The 17,113-nt window shown below is 39.4% G+C and carries 16 protein-coding genes and 1 pseudogene; 9 read left to right on the top strand and 8 right to left on the bottom strand.

Going from position 1 to position 17,113, the window contains the following annotated elements; genetic code table 11:
• The first annotated feature begins 155 nt into the window (after nt 1–155).
• Entirely contained in the window at nt 156–605 is a 450-nt protein-coding gene (locus FW759_RS13885; protein ID WP_062846048.1) for a hypothetical protein, read from the top strand.
• Nucleotides 606–700: 95 nt separating this feature from the next.
• Nucleotides 701–1,027 (top strand): annotated as a pseudogene (locus tag FW759_RS13880) (DDE-type integrase/transposase/recombinase); the annotation flags it as partial.
• A 318-nt stretch (nt 1,028–1,345) separates the two neighbouring features.
• On the opposite strand, the gene FW759_RS13875 reads toward FW759_RS13880, so the two are convergent.
• Nucleotides 1,346–1,792 carry a hypothetical protein gene (locus tag FW759_RS13875; RefSeq protein WP_446443278.1) on the bottom strand — a complete coding sequence of 149 codons (447 nt, stop codon included), beginning with the start codon at nt 1,790–1,792 and terminating at the stop codon, nt 1,346–1,348.
• Nucleotides 1,793–2,045: 253 nt separating this feature from the next.
• Between FW759_RS13875 and FW759_RS13870 the strand changes: the two genes are divergently transcribed.
• Nucleotides 2,046–2,465 (top strand): PPC domain-containing protein, encoded by a 420-nt coding sequence (locus FW759_RS13870; RefSeq protein WP_062846051.1) that lies wholly within the window; start codon nt 2,046–2,048, stop codon nt 2,463–2,465.
• Between the two features lie 321 nt (nt 2,466–2,786).
• On the opposite strand, the gene FW759_RS13865 is transcribed toward FW759_RS13870, so the two are convergent.
• On the bottom strand, nt 2,787–3,305 hold the full coding sequence (locus tag FW759_RS13865; RefSeq protein WP_062846052.1) for a hypothetical protein: 519 nt from the start codon (nt 3,303–3,305) through the stop codon (nt 2,787–2,789).
• A 287-nt stretch (nt 3,306–3,592) separates the two neighbouring features.
• Between FW759_RS13865 and FW759_RS13860 the strand changes: the two genes are divergently transcribed.
• Together FW759_RS13860 and FW759_RS13855 are read left to right on the top strand one after the other, a co-directional pair.
• Nucleotides 3,593–5,758 (top strand): MobA/MobL family protein, encoded by a 2,166-nt coding sequence (locus FW759_RS13860; protein WP_446443277.1) that lies wholly within the window; start codon nt 3,593–3,595, stop codon nt 5,756–5,758.
• A gap of 372 nt (nt 5,759–6,130) precedes the next feature.
• Complete coding sequence (locus FW759_RS13855) at nt 6,131–7,066, top strand: replication initiation protein (RefSeq protein WP_062846038.1); 936 nt, start codon at nt 6,131–6,133, stop codon at nt 7,064–7,066.
• Nucleotides 7,067–7,090: 24 nt separating this feature from the next.
• On the opposite strand, the gene FW759_RS13850 is transcribed toward FW759_RS13855, so the two are convergent.
• Nucleotides 7,091–7,585, bottom strand: a complete 495-nt coding sequence (locus tag FW759_RS13850; protein WP_446443276.1) for a plasmid replication DNA-binding protein — start codon at nt 7,583–7,585, stop codon at nt 7,091–7,093.
• 253 nt (nt 7,586–7,838) lie between these two features.
• Between FW759_RS13850 and FW759_RS13845 the strand changes: the two genes are divergently transcribed.
• Together FW759_RS13845 and FW759_RS13840 are read left to right on the top strand one after the other, a co-directional pair.
• Nucleotides 7,839–8,093 (top strand): excalibur calcium-binding domain-containing protein, encoded by a 255-nt coding sequence (locus FW759_RS13845; RefSeq protein ID WP_082894387.1) that lies wholly within the window; start codon nt 7,839–7,841, stop codon nt 8,091–8,093.
• The gene (locus tag FW759_RS13840) at nt 8,066–8,476 is read left to right on the top strand and encodes a hypothetical protein (protein ID WP_446443275.1); all 411 of its coding nucleotides are present in this window, start codon (nt 8,066–8,068) and stop codon (nt 8,474–8,476) included. The genes FW759_RS13845 and FW759_RS13840 overlap by 28 nt, the downstream gene beginning before the upstream one ends.
• Nucleotides 8,477–9,169: 693 nt before the next feature.
• Here FW759_RS13840 and FW759_RS13835 read toward each other — a convergent pair.
• Nucleotides 9,170–9,397, bottom strand: a complete 228-nt coding sequence (locus tag FW759_RS13835; protein WP_084387402.1) for a TdeIII family type II restriction endonuclease — start codon at nt 9,395–9,397, stop codon at nt 9,170–9,172.
• A gap of 222 nt (nt 9,398–9,619) precedes the next feature.
• Between FW759_RS13835 and FW759_RS13830 the strand changes: the two genes are divergently transcribed.
• Together FW759_RS13830 and FW759_RS13825 are read left to right on the top strand one after the other, a co-directional pair.
• Nucleotides 9,620–10,783, top strand: coding sequence for a zinc-dependent alcohol dehydrogenase (locus tag FW759_RS13830; RefSeq protein WP_025645663.1), 1,164 nt, complete (start codon nt 9,620–9,622; stop codon nt 10,781–10,783).
• A 549-nt stretch (nt 10,784–11,332) separates the two neighbouring features.
• Nucleotides 11,333–11,923: a recombinase family protein gene (locus tag FW759_RS13825; RefSeq protein WP_062846043.1), complete on the top strand. Its 591-nt coding sequence runs from the start codon at nt 11,333–11,335 to the stop codon at nt 11,921–11,923.
• Between the two features lie 230 nt (nt 11,924–12,153).
• On the opposite strand, the gene FW759_RS13820 is transcribed toward FW759_RS13825, so the two are convergent.
• From FW759_RS13820 to FW759_RS13805, 4 genes are all read right to left on the bottom strand, one after another.
• Entirely contained in the window at nt 12,154–12,525 is a 372-nt protein-coding gene (locus tag FW759_RS13820) for a hypothetical protein (RefSeq protein ID WP_446443274.1), read from the bottom strand.
• A 197-nt stretch (nt 12,526–12,722) separates the two neighbouring features.
• Nucleotides 12,723–13,931, bottom strand: a complete 1,209-nt coding sequence (locus FW759_RS13815) for an alpha-hydroxy acid oxidase (protein ID WP_062846045.1) — start codon at nt 13,929–13,931, stop codon at nt 12,723–12,725.
• Nucleotides 13,932–14,062: 131 nt separating this feature from the next.
• Complete coding sequence (locus tag FW759_RS13810) at nt 14,063–15,823, bottom strand: L-lactate permease (RefSeq protein ID WP_062846046.1); 1,761 nt, start codon at nt 15,821–15,823, stop codon at nt 14,063–14,065.
• An 879-nt stretch (nt 15,824–16,702) separates the two neighbouring features.
• The coding region (locus FW759_RS13805) for a tetratricopeptide repeat protein (protein WP_446443273.1) at nt 16,703–17,113 on the bottom strand (411 nt) is incomplete at its 5' end.

Genomic DNA, 17,113 nt, shown 5'->3' with positions numbered 1-17,113 from the left:
AACTATATTTTTCAGTAATTGCATGGTCTTTATTTTCCTCGAAAGTGGTTTAAATCCTGATCGGTGCGCTATACAGGCATCGAACTATATGATGAAAATTTTTCAAGTTACTTCCTACTAGATTAACGGTAGGGTCAGATGTAAGGATAGTTATAATGAAATACATCAAACACTTTGTAAATTCTTATGGAGAGCATACTTGGGATTTTACGTACTACTATCATGAAGTAGTTCCTAAGATACTTAAACATAGGGATGAGTTAAGCCCGATTTTATCAAGTGATTTAAACGGAATAGATAATAGAGAGAAGACGCTTAATAAAGGCATAATCCAGACGATTTATTATGATTTAGAAAATGATAGGATTTCGTTGAAGATCGAGCAAAGACAAGGCAAAGATTTAATAGAAATCATCTATTCCGGTATTGTGAATGTTAATATCAATTGTTGTATATTACCAATCACCATAATGGTACATGAAGTAGACGTAACGCCTGATAGTAATATCATACATTCACTATTTTTATTAGGTGATACAGAAATAGTTTTTGAATGCAAAAAAATAGAATTAAAGACTATACCTCTTGAAAAAGTCACAAGTTAAGCTCAAAATCAACCGCACTGTCTAATTGATTATGTCAATATCAAAGCATATATTTTAGGTTCAACTCATCAAAATATATAGCAAGAAACTTTGACTATACTGCGTTTATTATAGATGTGTTTGTCCGTAGTATTGTTGGCTGGAAGGTGTCTAATCGTATGAACATCGATATGGTGATGGCAGCGTTAAATCAAGCCATTGCAGACAGAAACAACCCAAAAGACGTTATTCATCGTAGTGATAGAGGCGTTCAGTATTTATCTATTCGTTATACTGATCAGATGGCTGATTCTGGCGTTATTACCTTTGTTGGAACGTGGGTAATTCATGTGATAATGCATAGTACGATTGGTTATGTATCACCTTTTGAGTTTGAAAAGCAATATTATGATCGTCTTAATGAGTCAGGCAAAGTTGCCTGACTCAAATAAAACGCTCTCCGATATAGTCGGGGCGGTTCAGATAGCCAACTGGTTTAATATTATTCCGGTATATATGGGGTTAAAAAACGCACTAAGGCAGTGATTATTAAGAGTATTAGAAGAAGGTGTTGATATTTTATAAATCGTTCTGGGATAAATAAACACAGCACGGATACTATAAAAATTCCTATAATTTCAATCAAATTAGATAGACTTTGAGAGCCAAATCCTAGCCCAGTTAATACGACCCACAAAAATGATGGTAAGAATACTAGGCTAAATTTTTTCAATGGTTTATTCATAGGTTAGGCTTATCTTCTATGTGGGCGCAACTTCTATTGCACCGGCAACGGCACAACCCTGATATACTTCGCCTGCGTAAGTTAATATTGCAGTAAGTTCATTTTGATAGCCATTGTCATCGATACAAAGGTTATTTTTTATATTCACAACAATAGGCTGTCCATTGATAGTACTCGCGTATTCGACACCTTCAGTATTGACAGAACCAGAACCCTCCACGATAACTGTTGCTGTCGTTGGCTTTAAGAAATTCGCCTCTATACTTAGCTCATTTCCTTCAATCACTATTCGCCAAATTTTTTCTTTAGCGGTGTTTCCAAAAGCAGTAAATGCCGCTGACGCTACCGGCACTTCTATTGTAGGCTGCTTACTCAGATCCGTGGTGTCGGCACGATGGTTATTACAAGCCACTAGAGCTAAGCTGCCCGTTAAGCACATTGTCGTTAGAAGCAAAGAACGCATAATTTTTCCTTTAAATATAATAAGAGAACACCACTATTTAGCAGTGTTCTCTTTGTTTACGTGATGAAATTCAGGTTTTTACTACCATAGGTAGGTTTACGGTAGGACTAGAAGTTAGGGTCGTTACAGGTGGCCTTATTCAGTAACTTACCAACGTACTCTCTATATTAGTAATACTAATATAACATATCTATAAAGGTTGACAGTGTGGAGTAAGATAAAATCGTTTTTTTACTGTTTGAGTGTTTAAAATATGAAAAACTTAACGGCTGCTATTCTAATTGCGCTTCCTGTTCTAATGGTAAGTCCTACAGTAATGGCCGCATCTTCAGATGCAGTGGCTAAAACTGTTGATGTTCAATTTAAAAAAGGCGCTAGTTCAGCTAACTATTATGGGAAATTAAAGGGTAGTAAGTACGATTCCTATACATTTTATGCCAAAAAGAACCAAAAGCTTTCTGTTAAAACAACGGGAGGGAATGTAGATTCTTATTTATTTAATAAGAATCTATCAGATTCTGTCAATGTAGGAGAATATTCCTCTGAACTAGATAACCAAGGTTATTACAAGCTTCCATATTCAGGTAAATATGAATTGCGTATTCTTCAGCCACGTTCTCAAGCTTCTAAAGGAAAAACACCTCCATATTGGCTAGAACTATCTATTCTATAGGTATATAAGCTTAATAATGGAGAGCATCCTATATTCTGTGTAACAGCTATGTGGCTTTCATCAATAATTACACAAAATGTAGGATGCTCTCAGCTTTTCATGCTACCAGCCATCTGCTGGGCCAGTTTTTTAATGTCGTTTTGTTTAGTCATTGCTTATTCTCCTGTTAATGGATTATAAGCAGTTACACAGTTTTTAGGAAACTCCCCTAGGTTTTTTTAGTTTCCTATACTAGAACCAAACTGTAGGCTGTACGTCCAGTGTTTATGGTCTTTCTTGTTTGCTAGATGATTCCTTTAACAGCACTTTTAACATCATTACCTATTGCCCACGCAAATCTGGATTATTTACACCAGTAGCATAACTATTATCATCTAGCAGCGAATCCTGTTCCCCATAATTAGCCATAGAGTCAGATTGCGTTTGGTGACTACTGCTAGGTTGATTGCTTTCAAAACCTGTATTTTGATCAAAATCCTCTTGATTATTTTCTTTTGCGTTGGCTACAAATGGACCCTCTTCCTCACCCAAGCCCATATCGCCACCCAAACTTTCAATCATACTTTTAAACAATTCTTTATCCGATTTTCTCGTTAAAAAATCTGGAAAATGAATCGCAAAGTACTCTCGAATCATCTGCTCACTCTCACCATCAGTTGCCAACACCTGACCTAAAAACGCACCCATTAAAATCTTCTGCTTGTTCAGGCGTTTCTCTAACTTTACTTGCTGAACCTTAGCTTGGCGTTTTAACTCTTCCAACCGTTGACGCTCTTTTAACTCATTAGAATCTTGATTATCAAAAATAGACACAGGCGCTTTATTATTAGATACTGACATCAGAGTTATCCTTATCGATTAAATTTCACTCAGCATAGCAAGCACCCCACTATCATTCAATCACTTGTGGTAAGCTTTAACACAACCACATCCGAAACCTTAGATAGCTTAGTTTATTATTTAATAGTGGCGTCTCCCTGACTAAGGGCGAAGTAACGACTCAAAATTTAATCTATCCACTTCGTTACTATCTTAATTTTGAATCCTTCTTCGTTGGGGAAACCCCAAACCCCGCACACCACAAAAAGCGGTGGTGTGCAAAAAGCAACAATAGCAGGTGGCTCTTTATGACGATGGTACACATTGCAACAAAGGTAATTTCTCGAAAAGCAGGACAGTCGGCTGTGGCGTGTGCCGCCTATCGTGCTGGCGATGTGCTTGATGATGCCAAATATGGCAAGACCCATGACTATAGTAAAAAGTCTGGGGTGATGAGCAGCGATATCGTTTTACCATTTTCATTAAAGGCGCTGGGTGTGAGTGTGGATCGGGAGACGCTTTGGAATACTGCCGAAGCGGCAGAGACACGTTCGGACAGTCGGGTGGCTCGTGAGTGGCTGATTAATTTGCCTCATGAATTGTCTGAGGAAGAGCGCCATTCACTGGCTATCAACTTTGCCCAAAAGCTTTGTGACGATATGGATGTGATTGCGGATGTGTGTATCCATCGTCCGGTGATGAAGTTGCCTTTTGATCCCAATGTACCGCCAAGCTCGAAGTATTTGCGTGAGGATGAGGAAAACCCTGATCCCCGTAATTTTCACGCGCATATTTTAGTCACTACTCGAGCGCCTACCATTGGACCAAATAAAACCTTGGCATTTGATCCAAAGCTTAAGACCCCGTTTGAGTGGTCCAATAAAAAACGTAAGGCGCATGATCTGCCGTCATCGATGCAGGAGATTAAGCGTATTCGTGAGATGTGGGTAGATACCGCCAATAAGGTATTGGCCGAATATCATCTACCGCTGATGGATGCGCGCAGTTACAAGGATCAGGGGCTTGATCAGCAGCCCACCATTAAAATGGGGGTAGAGGCGACAGCAATGGAGCGCCGAGGCATCACAACCGAAAAAGGTAATACCAACCGCGCCATCAAAGCACGTAATAACTTGGTGGCTGACAACCATATCAAACAGGAGGCAGACAATGAGCGACGAATTAGCGCACTTAGAAAAGGACTTGCTTGGGCAACTGAGAAAAATGCAAGACTACCTGGCAGCATTGGAGGCACAAAACAACGAGCTGACTTTGCAAAACACCTCTCTGGAAGCTCAGAATACTACATTACATACTGCACAAAACAATCTCATAGAACGGCAATTCGAGTTGACGACACAAAACGATGCATTGAAGAGGCAAAATCAGGCATTGCTTGGGCAGCTAAACGATGCGAAAACCTACCAAAGCGATGTGATGACACAAAACAAAGAATTAATGGCACAGCACAAGCAAATGATAAGCTCACACAAAGAATTGACGACACAAAACAAGCAATTGAGGGAATCACTGAAGCTATCGGAAAGTCAAATATTGAAATTAACAAAGCAACTGAGCGAAGTGCAAGACCAGCCCCTAGTCCCTTCGATGACGACGCACGACGAGCAAGAGCTGCTCGACTTGATCGACAAGAAGGACGCATTGATCGAGACACTCGAGCAAACCGTTTTGAAGATGAGAGAATCTTTGAGTATGCTGAACGTATGAAGCTGCACCTAGCGATGCGCTTGATACAACGTCATCGTGAGGCGATGGCCATCAACTGGGCGCAAGGAGAAACCGCGGCTGACGCCCCTGATAAATTTGATCAGCGTCAAGTGGCACTACTTAGCGAGTTTGCACAGCGCCATGGTATTGAGGACCACGATAAAGCCGTGGAATTTACCGCGCACTTACGCCAAGTGGCCAAACGTTTTGATTACACGCTGGTTGAAAACAACAAAGCCATTATCAAGCTGTTGCGTGATCCTAACGCTGAACGTGAGCAGTATCTAGCGCTTACCAAGCATTTTACAGATTTCAGAGACAATATCGATCAAAAACGAGCGGCATTTAATACCAGCATTATCGACAAGCTAGGCGGTAGCGCGGGAGAGGTTGGCAGAATGACTCGGGACATCATCTCATCGTCTAGCTACATAGAAGGGTTAAACCATTACATCAATAATGATAGTCATTCAGTTGAGGCAAGAGACGTTGCCAAAGAATATTTAGCAGATACCTTGGATAAAACCTGTCAGCAATTCAAACTTGCGTTGCGTGATGTTAACTCTTTACCACCAACCCAGCGTAAAACCTACTCAGAGGCGCTTAAAGCCACTTTAGAGACGTTTACTGAGCAATATGGCAAAGAGCTGTCTGAAAGCCAATACAAAGCGTTACAGGGTGGTTTAGAGTCTTACCAATATCAAGTTAATAAAGCGCATTCACCTAGCCGAGGATTTAGTCCTTAATCTAATCCTTAAAAAACGATTACTGAGGGATAAGTTACTTAGGCAAGCTACGTGGTTTAAATGATGATTTTTCACTTATCCACAAAAAAATTTATCACCCGTTTCTTTAAGGGTTTTTATTTGATCCTGTTTAATCCTGTTTAATCCTGTTTAAGAGCCTTTTTTCACCTTTAATATCAATAGCTTACAAAGAGAAAAAACAGTAAATGAGCAGAAAAAACAGTAAATGAGCAGAAAAAACAGTAAATGAGCAGAAAAAACAGTAAATGAGCAGAAAAAACAGTCATATATTAAATACTGTTTATTTAACTGTTTTTGATGTTACCATAGCTTGAATGTTTTTAAAAAAACAGTAAATGAGCAGGATTAAAAATGGAAAATAATTTAGTTGTTCAATCAAACGAGCTGATTTTAGCAACATACACAATGCAAAAAACAGACAAAGAGCTAATGCTAGCGTGTATTAGTCAGATAGACAGCAGACCTGACGCACCAGAAGTAACAAAACAGACTGAATTTAAAGTGTCTGTAGATGATATAAAGTCACTGTTCTTTGGTAAGAAGTCTAAAAACGAGCAGAACGTCTATCGTGATATGGAAAACGCAAGTAAGCGTTTGTATGACGTTGATATTGTAATGAGCTTGCCCGAAAACAAAATACTTCAAACAAGACTTATCAGTAGTATTGTCTATGACCCGGATAACGGAGAAGTTTCTTTATCTTTTGCAGAAAAGATTTTGCCTTATTTGACACAGCTAAGAGCTAATTTTACTAAGTATAAGTTGCTTGAAATCGGCGAGTTATCAAGTATCCACTCAATACGTTTATATGAATTAGTCGTTATGTGGGTTAATCAGTTTCAGTACAGCAAAGATTTTACACTTGAAGAGTTTAAGCATGCAATGAATGTCAAAGGTAAATACAAGCAGTTCGGTCATTTGCGACAATTTGTTATTGAAACAGCTATTAACGACATTAACGAGAATACAAACTATAGTGTTAGCGTGGAGTATCAGAAGAAATCGAGAGGTAAGGGATTTAGAGGCTTAAAGCTGAGTTTCCATAAAAAAACATTAGACAAGCTAACGGGTGCAGACGGTGCATTATCGCAAGCAGCCATCCAGTCCATTGTCGATAGCGTGCAGTTTATGAATGACTATAACGATCATCCAAGCCTAAGTTATGACGGCAAAATGCAGACTGACGCATTTAAGCGCGAAATGATTAATATCATACAACGAGAGCCTGAAAGTTTTAACAAGCCCAATAAAGGTTTAGAGAGCTATTTACCAAAGATTAAACACTAATGTTTTTTCAAATATCCGTTAAAGTCAAAAGAACCACCGTTTTTTCTTCTTAGCCGTCGCGACGATTGAATCGTCTTTTTTTTCTTGCTCTTGTTCAAGTGGCGGCTCATCGCTTATTTCAGCTTGCTTAAACTCTAGCAGTCTTACTTGTGCGAAATCATGGATACTGGCGTTGGCTTTATCCAGCGTTTTATTTAACTGCCCTATCTGCTGCTGATAATTTTCAATTAACTTTTTTTGATCGCTTACTTGTTGGCTGAGGTGTTCATTCTTGAGCTTTTCGAGTGCTAATAGATGTTCAATATCCGTATTGTACTGAACACTTTGATTGTTCAGGGGCGTACTTTGAACAGTGTTCACTGAACGTTCAGTACGTTTTTTAGAAATTGGCTCACCAAACACCCGCAACATTTCTGAAACGTCTATTTTTTTATCTGCTGTTCTGGAAAGCTTACCATCATTGACTTTCTGATAGATCGTCGTTCTTGATACACCCCATTCTTTTGCGGCTTTTGTCACGGATATGTTCATTGTTCACCTAGTGTTCAAGTACGTTTTTAGAGACTGTACAGTGCAACTGTACAGAACGTTCAGTGAACAACTATGGCACTAACCCGTCTATCAGGCAAATTATAAATAAACTGCTGTGTAAATCAGACGGTTAGTTATATAGCACTCACTTTATTGAACAAATATAGGGTATTATTAATGCTTGAAAACAGTGTTTTGGGTATCAAAAAAAGTAGGTTTTATTAAAAAAGTTATTCTAAGTATGGCGTTATCTCTCTTTGCTTTATCTTCTCAGGCAGCAGTTACAGTCACTGATAATCCATTTTATAGTGATGTTGAGGTAGAGCATCCGTTGTTTGCTAAAGGTGCTGGCGGCTCTCAATGCAAAGGCTTACCACGCACTTGTGGGCAGATGGTTAGCTGTGAACAAGCCAAACAAGCACTCAAATGTGGAAATACCAAGCTAGACCGTGATAAGGACGGCGTACCATGCGAATCAATATGTCCAGGTGGTTAATTGCAGTAGCGTCTATCGTTATGATTGGGTGCAGCTCAGGCAATACAGAGGATGATCTGTATGGTTCAGGCTATATCATAGTGGGTGAGCAGACATGGAGTAAAGATTACGCAACACCTTATCCGTTTACGGTGCCTGAGGGTGAGATTGCGTGTGCCTCAAATCCTTCCTTTGGTCGTGAGGTGTTTTTTCATCCTAAGGGTTACACCGATGAATCTTACGTTGGTATACCGCTCAATAAAGCAGCGGTAGATGGCTTAAAGCTAAGTCGTTTAACGCCAAATGTGCCTTATAGTGTCAAGGAAGGTGCTGATCTTAATGAGGCCGTACAAATTGGGTTGAGAGTGTGTGATGAGCAAGAGAATGAGCTTGCGAATTATTAAGTTCGGTACCCTAGTGAGGACTTGAACCTTTGGTTAGAGGTTAATAGTATCAATATTTCAAATCGCTAAAATAGTCCCAGTGTACTTACCATACAAATTTTATTTGTGATCGGTGCGCTATACAGACAGCAATACTCAGCATGAGTATTGCTGTCTGTATATGTGATAGCGTAGGTCAGCATTATAATATTAAGCTTATATAACTATAAAATAGATACTTCTAGCCAATACACAGGTGTTTTCCCTCTAGAAGCTTGAGAACGTGGCTGAAGAATACGCAATTCATATTTACCTGAATATGGGAGCGTGTAATAACCTTGATCGTCCACTTCAGGTGCATACTCTCCTGCGTTAACAGAGTCTGCTAGATTCTTATGGAATAAATAAGAATCTACATTCCCTCCCGCTATTTTGACATAAAGCCTTTGATTTTTTTTAGAGTAAAATGTATAGGAATCATAGAGCCTTTCCTAAATTTCGTGTAAGTACTTCTACAATCTAAATGATAGTTACACACTTTTTAGGAAAGGCTAGATACCCCCCCCTTATTACGTCAAGTAGTAGGGGGGCATTTTTTATATGTTCTAAATTCCCTAGAGAAACAATAGTTTTTTAATGAGATTATGAAGCTTTCATTGTAGACGAGCAGAGTGACGGATTCATTTACTGATTTAATATAACTAAGCTGTTGATTCAAAAATGATCTGTATTTAAAGCCTTCTCGATATCTTCTTTAGACTCAGCACCGACCTCTCTAAAAATATCAACCATATCATTGAGTGAAAACTGACCACCTGACACAAGCTGCCATAATTCGTCACCTACTAACAGATCTTGGCGGTCATAAAAGTTGTCCCAACGCTTATAATTATTATCCGTTCTCGACTCAGGTTTATAAGGGATGGCGATGTAGGTTTGAATTTTATTAGTGTCCTAAATTAGTTGACCACTACAATTTTTTACTTACAACACGCAACCTTTTTAACACACGTTGATTATAAATCTTGTTTTTCGAGGTGCTAATATAATTGAGTAATACTTAACTTAGATATCATAAACCACTGATTCTAATAACTTTCATCTTGTATTATCACAGATTATTGTTTATCGAGATTTTGCAATCTTTACTTAATTGGAGAAATTATGCGTGCTTTAACCTACCACGGTGCTAAAGATGTGCGAGTGGACAATGTCCCAGAGCCTAAACTGCAAGAAAAAGATGATGTTATTTTACGTGTGACTGCGACTGCAATTTGTGGCTCAGATTTACACCTGTATCGTGGCAAAATGCCTGCAACCGAGGAAGGCGATATCTTCGGTCATGAGTTTATGGGTGTGGTTGAAGAAGTAGGCTCTGAAGTCACTGCGGTTAAAAAAGGCGATAGAGTTGTTATTCCTTTTGTTATTGCATGTGGTAACTGCTTTTTCTGTCAGCATGACCTAATGTCCGCTTGTGAGACTACAAATACAGGCCCAGGCGCTGCTATTAATAAAAAAATAATTCCGCCACCGGCTGCTTTATTTGGTTTTAGCCATTTATATGGTGGGATTCCTGGTGGACAAGCAGAATTTGTACGGGTTCCTAAAGGTAATTTTAATCCGTTCAAAGTAAATGGCTCACTGTCAGATGAGAAGGTTTTATTTTTATCAGATATTTTACCAACTGCTTGGCAGGCCGTGACTAATGCCAATATTACTAAAGGTTCAACCGTAGCTATTTATGGTGCGGGTCCTGTGGGGTTGTTATCAGCAGCTTGTGCCAAAATGTTAGGCGCTGAGCAGATCTTCGTGGTAGATCATAATGACTACCGTTTGCAGTATGCCAAAGATACGTACGGGGCTATTCCGGTTAATTTCGATAAGGTAGATGCTGCTGAATTCATCATTGAACAGACCAAAGGACATCGCGGCGTTGACGGCGTTATTGATGCGATTGGCTTTGAAGCCAAAGGCAGTATGCTAGAAACAATAATGACCAATTTGAAAATTGAAGGGTCAAGTGGTGCAGCTTTACGTCAATGTATTGCAGCTGTGCGTCGTGGCGGGGTCGTTAGTGTTCCGGGTGTGTATGCAGGACCCATTCATGGTTTCTTATTTGGTGACGCTTTTGATAAAGGGCTTACTTTCAAAATGGGCCAAACCCATGTACACAAGTATTTACCACAATTATTAGAGTATATTGAAAATGGTGATTTATCACCTGAAGCTATTATTACTCACCGTATGAATTTGTCTGACGCTGCTAAAGGTTATGAAATTTTCGAAAAGCGTGAAGAAGAATGTCGTAAAGTCATTTTAACTCCTTGATTTTTCAAATTTACCCTTAACTTTTAACATTTAAGAGTTAAGTCATAGCTGCTTTAACGAGATTATCTTAAATAATGATTATCGTTAAAGCAGCTAGTAAAAAAATCTTTAACTTGTTTTTCTCTGCACACGACAAAAAAATCACCCCCCCCCCAACCGATTTTCATGGGTTTAGGGATTAAAAAACCAACTAACTGTCTTAGATGGTCTTAAAGCTTAGAAGTGTAAAGCACAATAAACTTTCTCATATTTATCAGGATCATCTTTATTAGCTACAAACCCTTTGCTAACCAACGTTACCGAGTTAAATGTTTCACCTTCATCATTAGTTATCATAACAATCAAGTTTTGATCCTCAAAACTTTGGAGTTCTTTAATCAGCTCTTTAATTGTCTTAGTTCTATCTTCCCATTGCACTATACTTAAAAAATAAAACCTCTAAACGATAACCTATCTATCATTAGACTGGTCTCTGCTATTAAATGATAGTAATATCCTACTATTATCAATGAACATTCATTATTAAGTCTAAGTAATAGAGATGGCGTTATGACGGTTCGTATTTATGTGAGAGCCAGCACTAAGGATCAAGACGCTAAGAGAGCATTGTCTGACTTGATTAGCTTTAGCCAAAGCTATGATGATATCTATGCTGAATACATTGAGCATTTCAGTGGTACGAAGCTCGATCGACCGGTATTAGCCAAACTGCTAAAGGACGCTGAGCAAGGCGATATTCTGCTGGTTGAAAGCGTGGATAGATTAAGCAGGCTATCTCAAGATGATTTTGCAATTCTAAAGCAGCGTATCAAAGATAAGGGCTTACGATTGGTGGTGGCGGATCTACCAACCACGCATACGGTAAGTAAAGGTATGACAGGTGATATCCTAACAGTGATTAACCATATGCTGATCGATTTGTTGGCAACGATGGCAAAGCTTGATAACGACAAGCGTAGAGAGCGCATCAAGCAGGGATTGGCTAACAGTGGCTATAAACCTACTGGTAAGAAGCCTAATACGACGAAACACAATCGTATTAAAGAATTGGCTAGTAAAAACAACATGACAAAAGAAGAGATCGCTAAGGCCGTTGGTGTTGGGGTGGCTACCGTTTATCGAGTATTAAAGCAGGGATGATAGCTGAGGTATTTAACTATTTACTTGCCTTCATTATAGATATGATGCTATCAGATACATAATGGTTAAAGGGCGGTTCTAGATAAGTAAATTACAACGATTTAATTAGCTCGATTAACCTAGCTGCTCAAGATATGAGAGTTTGAGATGATTAATCGACTAAAAAAGAACGCATCACAGTTTAGTAAGCGTCCAATTAGGGGTTATTTAGAGTATTAGGGCTCGCGCCATCACTCAAGAATACGACAATCTTCATTCAATGGTGGCCAAGTGAATTCTTCATTATCACAATTCATTAAGATGACATCGTTAGTGATCCCATCTATTGTGCCATTTAAATTCTGTAGGCGAATTCTCAAGGAAGTCAGACTACAGTGAGCATTTTGGTAGCTCTCTGCCTCTAGGCTAGCTAATGTTTGCTCTACGTACTTATTGATGCCATCAATCATCTCATTGGCATCTTCTTGCCATTCAAAACTGTAATCTGTATCAAGAGAATCTAGATCATCAATTTTTTTTAGATTAATTAAGGCATCCATGAGTTTGCGTAGATTATTAAAGTCTAGGCTCGATATTGCGGTCTGCTTCTTAATGTTTTGCATCGAGAAAACCCCCATGGCTATTAGGATCTTTTAAGTGGTTCCATTATAGCGGTCTATTTTAAGTGGTCTGTTAATAGGTTTAGAGGGTGAGATAGCTGGTTCCCTTGGGGTATACCTTAATAGAACCAGTGAAAACTGATTTCTTCTATCCAAAGTCATTTCTCATAACATTTCTTATGAGAACAATGATTCGAGAGTCACCAGCGCATAGGTGCTATATAAGGCAGAGCAGATTTGAGTTGCTCATAAGTACCATTTACCAGAATATCATCTGTTACTTCCTGAATATTAGTATGACCACAGAATGCCATGCTGATATCACATTCTTTATAAATGATCTCAAGCGCACGACGTACACCATCTTCGCCATAAGCACCAAGTCCGTAAAGAAACGCGCGGCCAATAAGTGTGCCTTTGGCACCCAATGAGATTGCTTTTAAGACATCTTGACCAGAGCGGATACCGCTGTCTAACCATACTTCGATATCACTATTCTCAGCATGAACCGCTTGTATAATATCACTTAGCGCAGCAATAGAAGATGGTGCACCATCTAATTGACGCCCACCATGATTCGAAACCACCAGTGCATCAGCCCCACTACGTGCGGCCATGATCGCATCTTCAGGCTCCATAATGCCTTTTATAATGAGCTTACCGCCCCACATATCTTTGATGCGCGCGACATCATCCCAGCTAAGTGCAGGATCAAATTGCTCTGCCGTCCACGCTGATAAAGAAGAGATGTCTTCGACATTTTTAGCATGACCGACAATATTACCAAAAGTACGCCGTTTAGTACCCAGCATATTCATGCACCATTGCGGTTTGGTCATTAAGTTTAAAATATTGGCAAGCGTTGGTTTAGGGGGTGCAGAAAGACCATTTTTAATGTCTTTATGACGTTGCCCTAATACTTGTAAATCGGCGGTCAAGATAAGCGCTGAACAATTGGCTTCTTTGGCACGGCGAATTAGGTTGGCTATAAATTCCTGATCGCGCATCATATACAGCTGAAACCAAAACGGTGCACTAGTATGCGTCGCCACATCTTCAATAGAACAAATACTCATAGTCGATAGCGAAAACGGTACACCAAATTTCTCAGCCGCGCGCGCCGCATGAATCTCACCATCTGCCCACATCATACCCGTGAAGCCTGTTGGCGCGATCGCTACGGGCATATTGACAGGCATCCCCAGCATTTCAGTAGCAAGCGATCGTCCTTCCATATTGATCATCACACGCTGGCGCAGCTTTATACGGTCAAAGTCAGTCTCATTATTATGATAGGTGGTCTCAGTCCATGAACCGGAGTCGACATAATCATAAAACATACGGGGTACTTTACGTTCAGCGACTTGGCGCAAGTCTTCAATATTTGTAATTTTGCTTAAATCTTTCACGGGGTTTTCCTTGATAACTATTTAGTAATTGTAATGTAGTCACTGTAACTAACCATTCTGAATCTAATATAGATAATACAATGGCGTCAGAATGATGAGTTCATAGGATTTTTTAGTGTAGCTATTAAATATTAATTAATTGCCTTTTTTCTACTGGTCAGCGACATTAGTACAAAAAATACTACTGGCCAAATGATAGCCAAAATCCACCACCAAAAATCACCAAAAATGATACCCATACCAATCAATCCAGCTTGAATGACGTAGTAAATCATGGCGAGCAAGGTTTTTCGAATGACGTAGCCTTCTTTATCTATTAACCCGACCACTGCACACGCGGCAACCACGTTATGTACTGAAATCATATTACCCGCTGCACCGCCCACTGCTTGAAGTGCTACTACTTGTGCAGCATGGCTGCTATCAAGGCCAATTTGGCTGGCAGTTGACCACTGAAAATAAGAAAACATCATATTACTGATGGTATTGGAACCTGCAATGAACGCACCCATTGCGCCAATCCATGGCGAGACTAGCGGCCATGCATTTTGAAACGCCCCAGCCGCACTTTCAGCCAATAATATCGGCATGGCTGGTAGCGAAGTGGCGACATCGGCGGCTGAACCTGAATTAATAAATACTTGTACCATCGGCACCGAAAACAATAAAGCTGGCGCTGCCGCAATCATAGTTTTTGCTGAATTAATCCAACTACGTTTTACCGCTTGTCTGTTCATTTTAAACAGCAATATACACAGTAATGAAGTAATAATTAAAATAGTACCCGGAGAATAAGCGAGTTGTATTTTACTAGAAATAGTCGTACCAAAAAGATTGGCAAGGTTAATCGTTGTGAAGTCCCCTACCAAAAAGTTTTTCAGCGGTGTCACAACCCGAGATACAATTAATAGCCCAATAACAATAATATAAGGAGAAAATGCCCTTATTAAAGTAAACTTTGGTGCTATTGAATCATCATATTGTTCTTCGTCCAAAGTACCTAGCCAATCTTTGTCCCAGTCGTCTCGGGGTGCAAAATCGAAGATATCTTTCGGCATTAAAAATCCGCGCTTTGCCGCAGGAAGTACAATCAGTAAACCGATAAAACCGCCTACTAATGATGGAAACTCAGGACCTAGGTATTTAGCCACCAAAAAGTAGGGAATGGTAAAGCTGAGACCGGCAAAGAGTGCAAAAGGCCACACTTTGAGCCCTTCGATAAAAGAGCGTTTTTCGCCAAAAAATCGCGTCAAAAATGCACTTAAAATTAGCGGAATTAAAAAGCCTACTAATGCATGTAACAGCCCGATATTAGCGGTAATTTGTAAGAGATAATTTTCAGCAGAGGTCGGCGCAATAGACTGAGCTAGATCTTGTTTATCACTGATACCAGACCAAACGCCAAGTAATATCGGTGTGCCAACGGCACCAAATGACACCGGCGTAGACTGGATAATCAACATGACCATAACAGAAGCCATTGCTGGGAAACCTAGCGCCAATAATAGTGGAGTACCGATAGCAGATGGCGTACCAAATCCTGATGAGCCCTCCACCAATGAGCAGAATAACCACGCCACAATGATTGCTTGAACGCGTCTGTCAGGCGAGATATCCATAAAACCTTTACGAATGGCGATGATGGCACCACTTTCTTTTAAGGTATTGAGTAACAAGATAGCCGCAAATACGATGAATAAAATCGTGAGCGCTACAATAATACCGTTAACAGTGGCAGCAGCGACTTGAGCGCCACTAGCATGCCAAACGAAAAAAGCTAGCAATGCCGTTGCAAGATAAGCTGCGCTCATAGATATTTTTGCCGGTAGCCGCAGGACTACAAGTAACAAGAAAACGACGAGAATAGGCGCTAAAGCCAAAAAGGTATACATTATAACAATCCTTGTTGATAAGTGTACCAGCCAATTATTTTATTAAGCTGGAATCACTAAACCTGAAGTTATGCCAAAGTCTTTTTAGCTTTTAAATAACATATTATTATTTGACTTCAACAGTCCTCTGTTTTTATATTTTTACGAACATAAGAATATCTTTAAGTTATCGAGATTCGATAGTTCTTCTGTATTTAATATGGTAAATTGCTTGGACAGCCAAAATAGCAAAAGTTGACAAATTATACTAGTAAATAAATATAGATCAAAAAATTAAAAGTTATGACGATCTTGATCAGCGAGTCTTTGATTATAATCTCGATGATTACAGTAATGAGCCCTATCGTCGATTGCTCTCGTTAATCCTGCATAAAATAAAAGCCACCAATCTCTATATATAAAGTAAGGGGCTTGATAGCGAGGCTAAAAAAAGATGAGCTACAACTGAAAATTTAAGTCCTCACTAGGGAACCGAACCAGTGAAATTGGTTTGTCATAGGCATACTTACAATAGATTATAGGTCAATGATAGGCTGTCAGATGGTTTTAGCTGTTCTGTACTTGCAGTGAGTAATTCGATTTTTTTTGGCACTACACAACACTTAGTGTATATTGATTGAATAACCACAAAGATAAAAGGGGATTAGCATTGAGTAATAAGCGTTTTATCTTTAGGTCACTTGGTGTCTGCGGTTTAATTTTCGTTTTGTCTGCGATGGTTGCTGCTAGGTTTTTTTAGTATGGTGACTGAATATTGAGTATGACTCCTACACAAGGAACCAAACTGGCGGTCGTAACCCTTACTGCTTATGCCTTGTAGTTTTTATAATCTGCTCAATACCAACAACAATACCAACAATCGGTTTTTATTCTGTTAAATCAGTAACCCTGCTCATTCAACCGCCTATATGATTGACAGCCATATACATAACCGCCATCGCAAGCTTTCCCATCCCATTCTTTTGCCGTAGATTTGTTTTGTCGAACAAAATCACCAGCTTCATAAATTTGTCCCATTTCAAGTTGAGCAAATATATAATCCTGATCAATGGCTTTATTTAACCAGTAAAGATGCTTTTCACGATCTTTAGGAACGCCCGAGCCAAGTCTATATCTAACTGAAAGTACATATTGCCATTTAGCTACCCCTTGTTCAGCTAGGTATTTAGTTGCCTCAACTTTCTCTGCCTCTGCTTTTGATATTTTTTGTGCTGTAGGCTTTACATGCTCCATTGCTGTACTTGAAACCATCAGCCCGAACGATAAACCTAGAACCATAAGCCCATTAGT

It is taken from the genome of Psychrobacter sp. 1176_08 (genome assembly GCF_052850615.1).
Note: the sequence above shows the minus strand (reverse complement) of the source record. Positions and strands in the feature narration are given on the sequence as shown.

What these genes read in the sequence shown, in the direction of transcription:
- FW759_RS13885 (WP_062846048.1), top strand. Translation starts at nt 156, where the DNA reads ATGAAATACATCAAACACTTTGTAAATTCTTATGGAGAGCATACTTGG.
- FW759_RS13875 (WP_446443278.1), bottom strand. Translation starts at nt 1,792, where the DNA reads ATGCGTTCTTTGCTTCTAACGACAATGTGCTTAACGGGCAGCTTAGCT.
- FW759_RS13870 (WP_062846051.1), top strand. Translation starts at nt 2,046, where the DNA reads ATGAAAAACTTAACGGCTGCTATTCTAATTGCGCTTCCTGTTCTAATG.
- FW759_RS13865 (WP_062846052.1), bottom strand. Translation starts at nt 3,305, where the DNA reads ATGTCAGTATCTAATAATAAAGCGCCTGTGTCTATTTTTGATAATCAA.
- FW759_RS13860 (WP_446443277.1), top strand. Translation starts at nt 3,593, where the DNA reads ATGACGATGGTACACATTGCAACAAAGGTAATTTCTCGAAAAGCAGGA.
- FW759_RS13855 (WP_062846038.1), top strand. Translation starts at nt 6,131, where the DNA reads ATGGAAAATAATTTAGTTGTTCAATCAAACGAGCTGATTTTAGCAACA.
- FW759_RS13845 (WP_082894387.1), top strand. Translation starts at nt 7,839, where the DNA reads ATGGCGTTATCTCTCTTTGCTTTATCTTCTCAGGCAGCAGTTACAGTC.
- FW759_RS13840 (WP_446443275.1), top strand. Translation starts at nt 8,066, where the DNA reads ATGCGAATCAATATGTCCAGGTGGTTAATTGCAGTAGCGTCTATCGTT.
- FW759_RS13830 (WP_025645663.1), top strand. Translation starts at nt 9,620, where the DNA reads ATGCGTGCTTTAACCTACCACGGTGCTAAAGATGTGCGAGTGGACAAT.
- FW759_RS13825 (WP_062846043.1), top strand. Translation starts at nt 11,333, where the DNA reads ATGACGGTTCGTATTTATGTGAGAGCCAGCACTAAGGATCAAGACGCT.
- FW759_RS13820 (WP_446443274.1), bottom strand. Translation starts at nt 12,525, where the DNA reads ATGCAAAACATTAAGAAGCAGACCGCAATATCGAGCCTAGACTTTAAT.
- FW759_RS13810 (WP_062846046.1), bottom strand. Translation starts at nt 15,823, where the DNA reads ATGTATACCTTTTTGGCTTTAGCGCCTATTCTCGTCGTTTTCTTGTTA.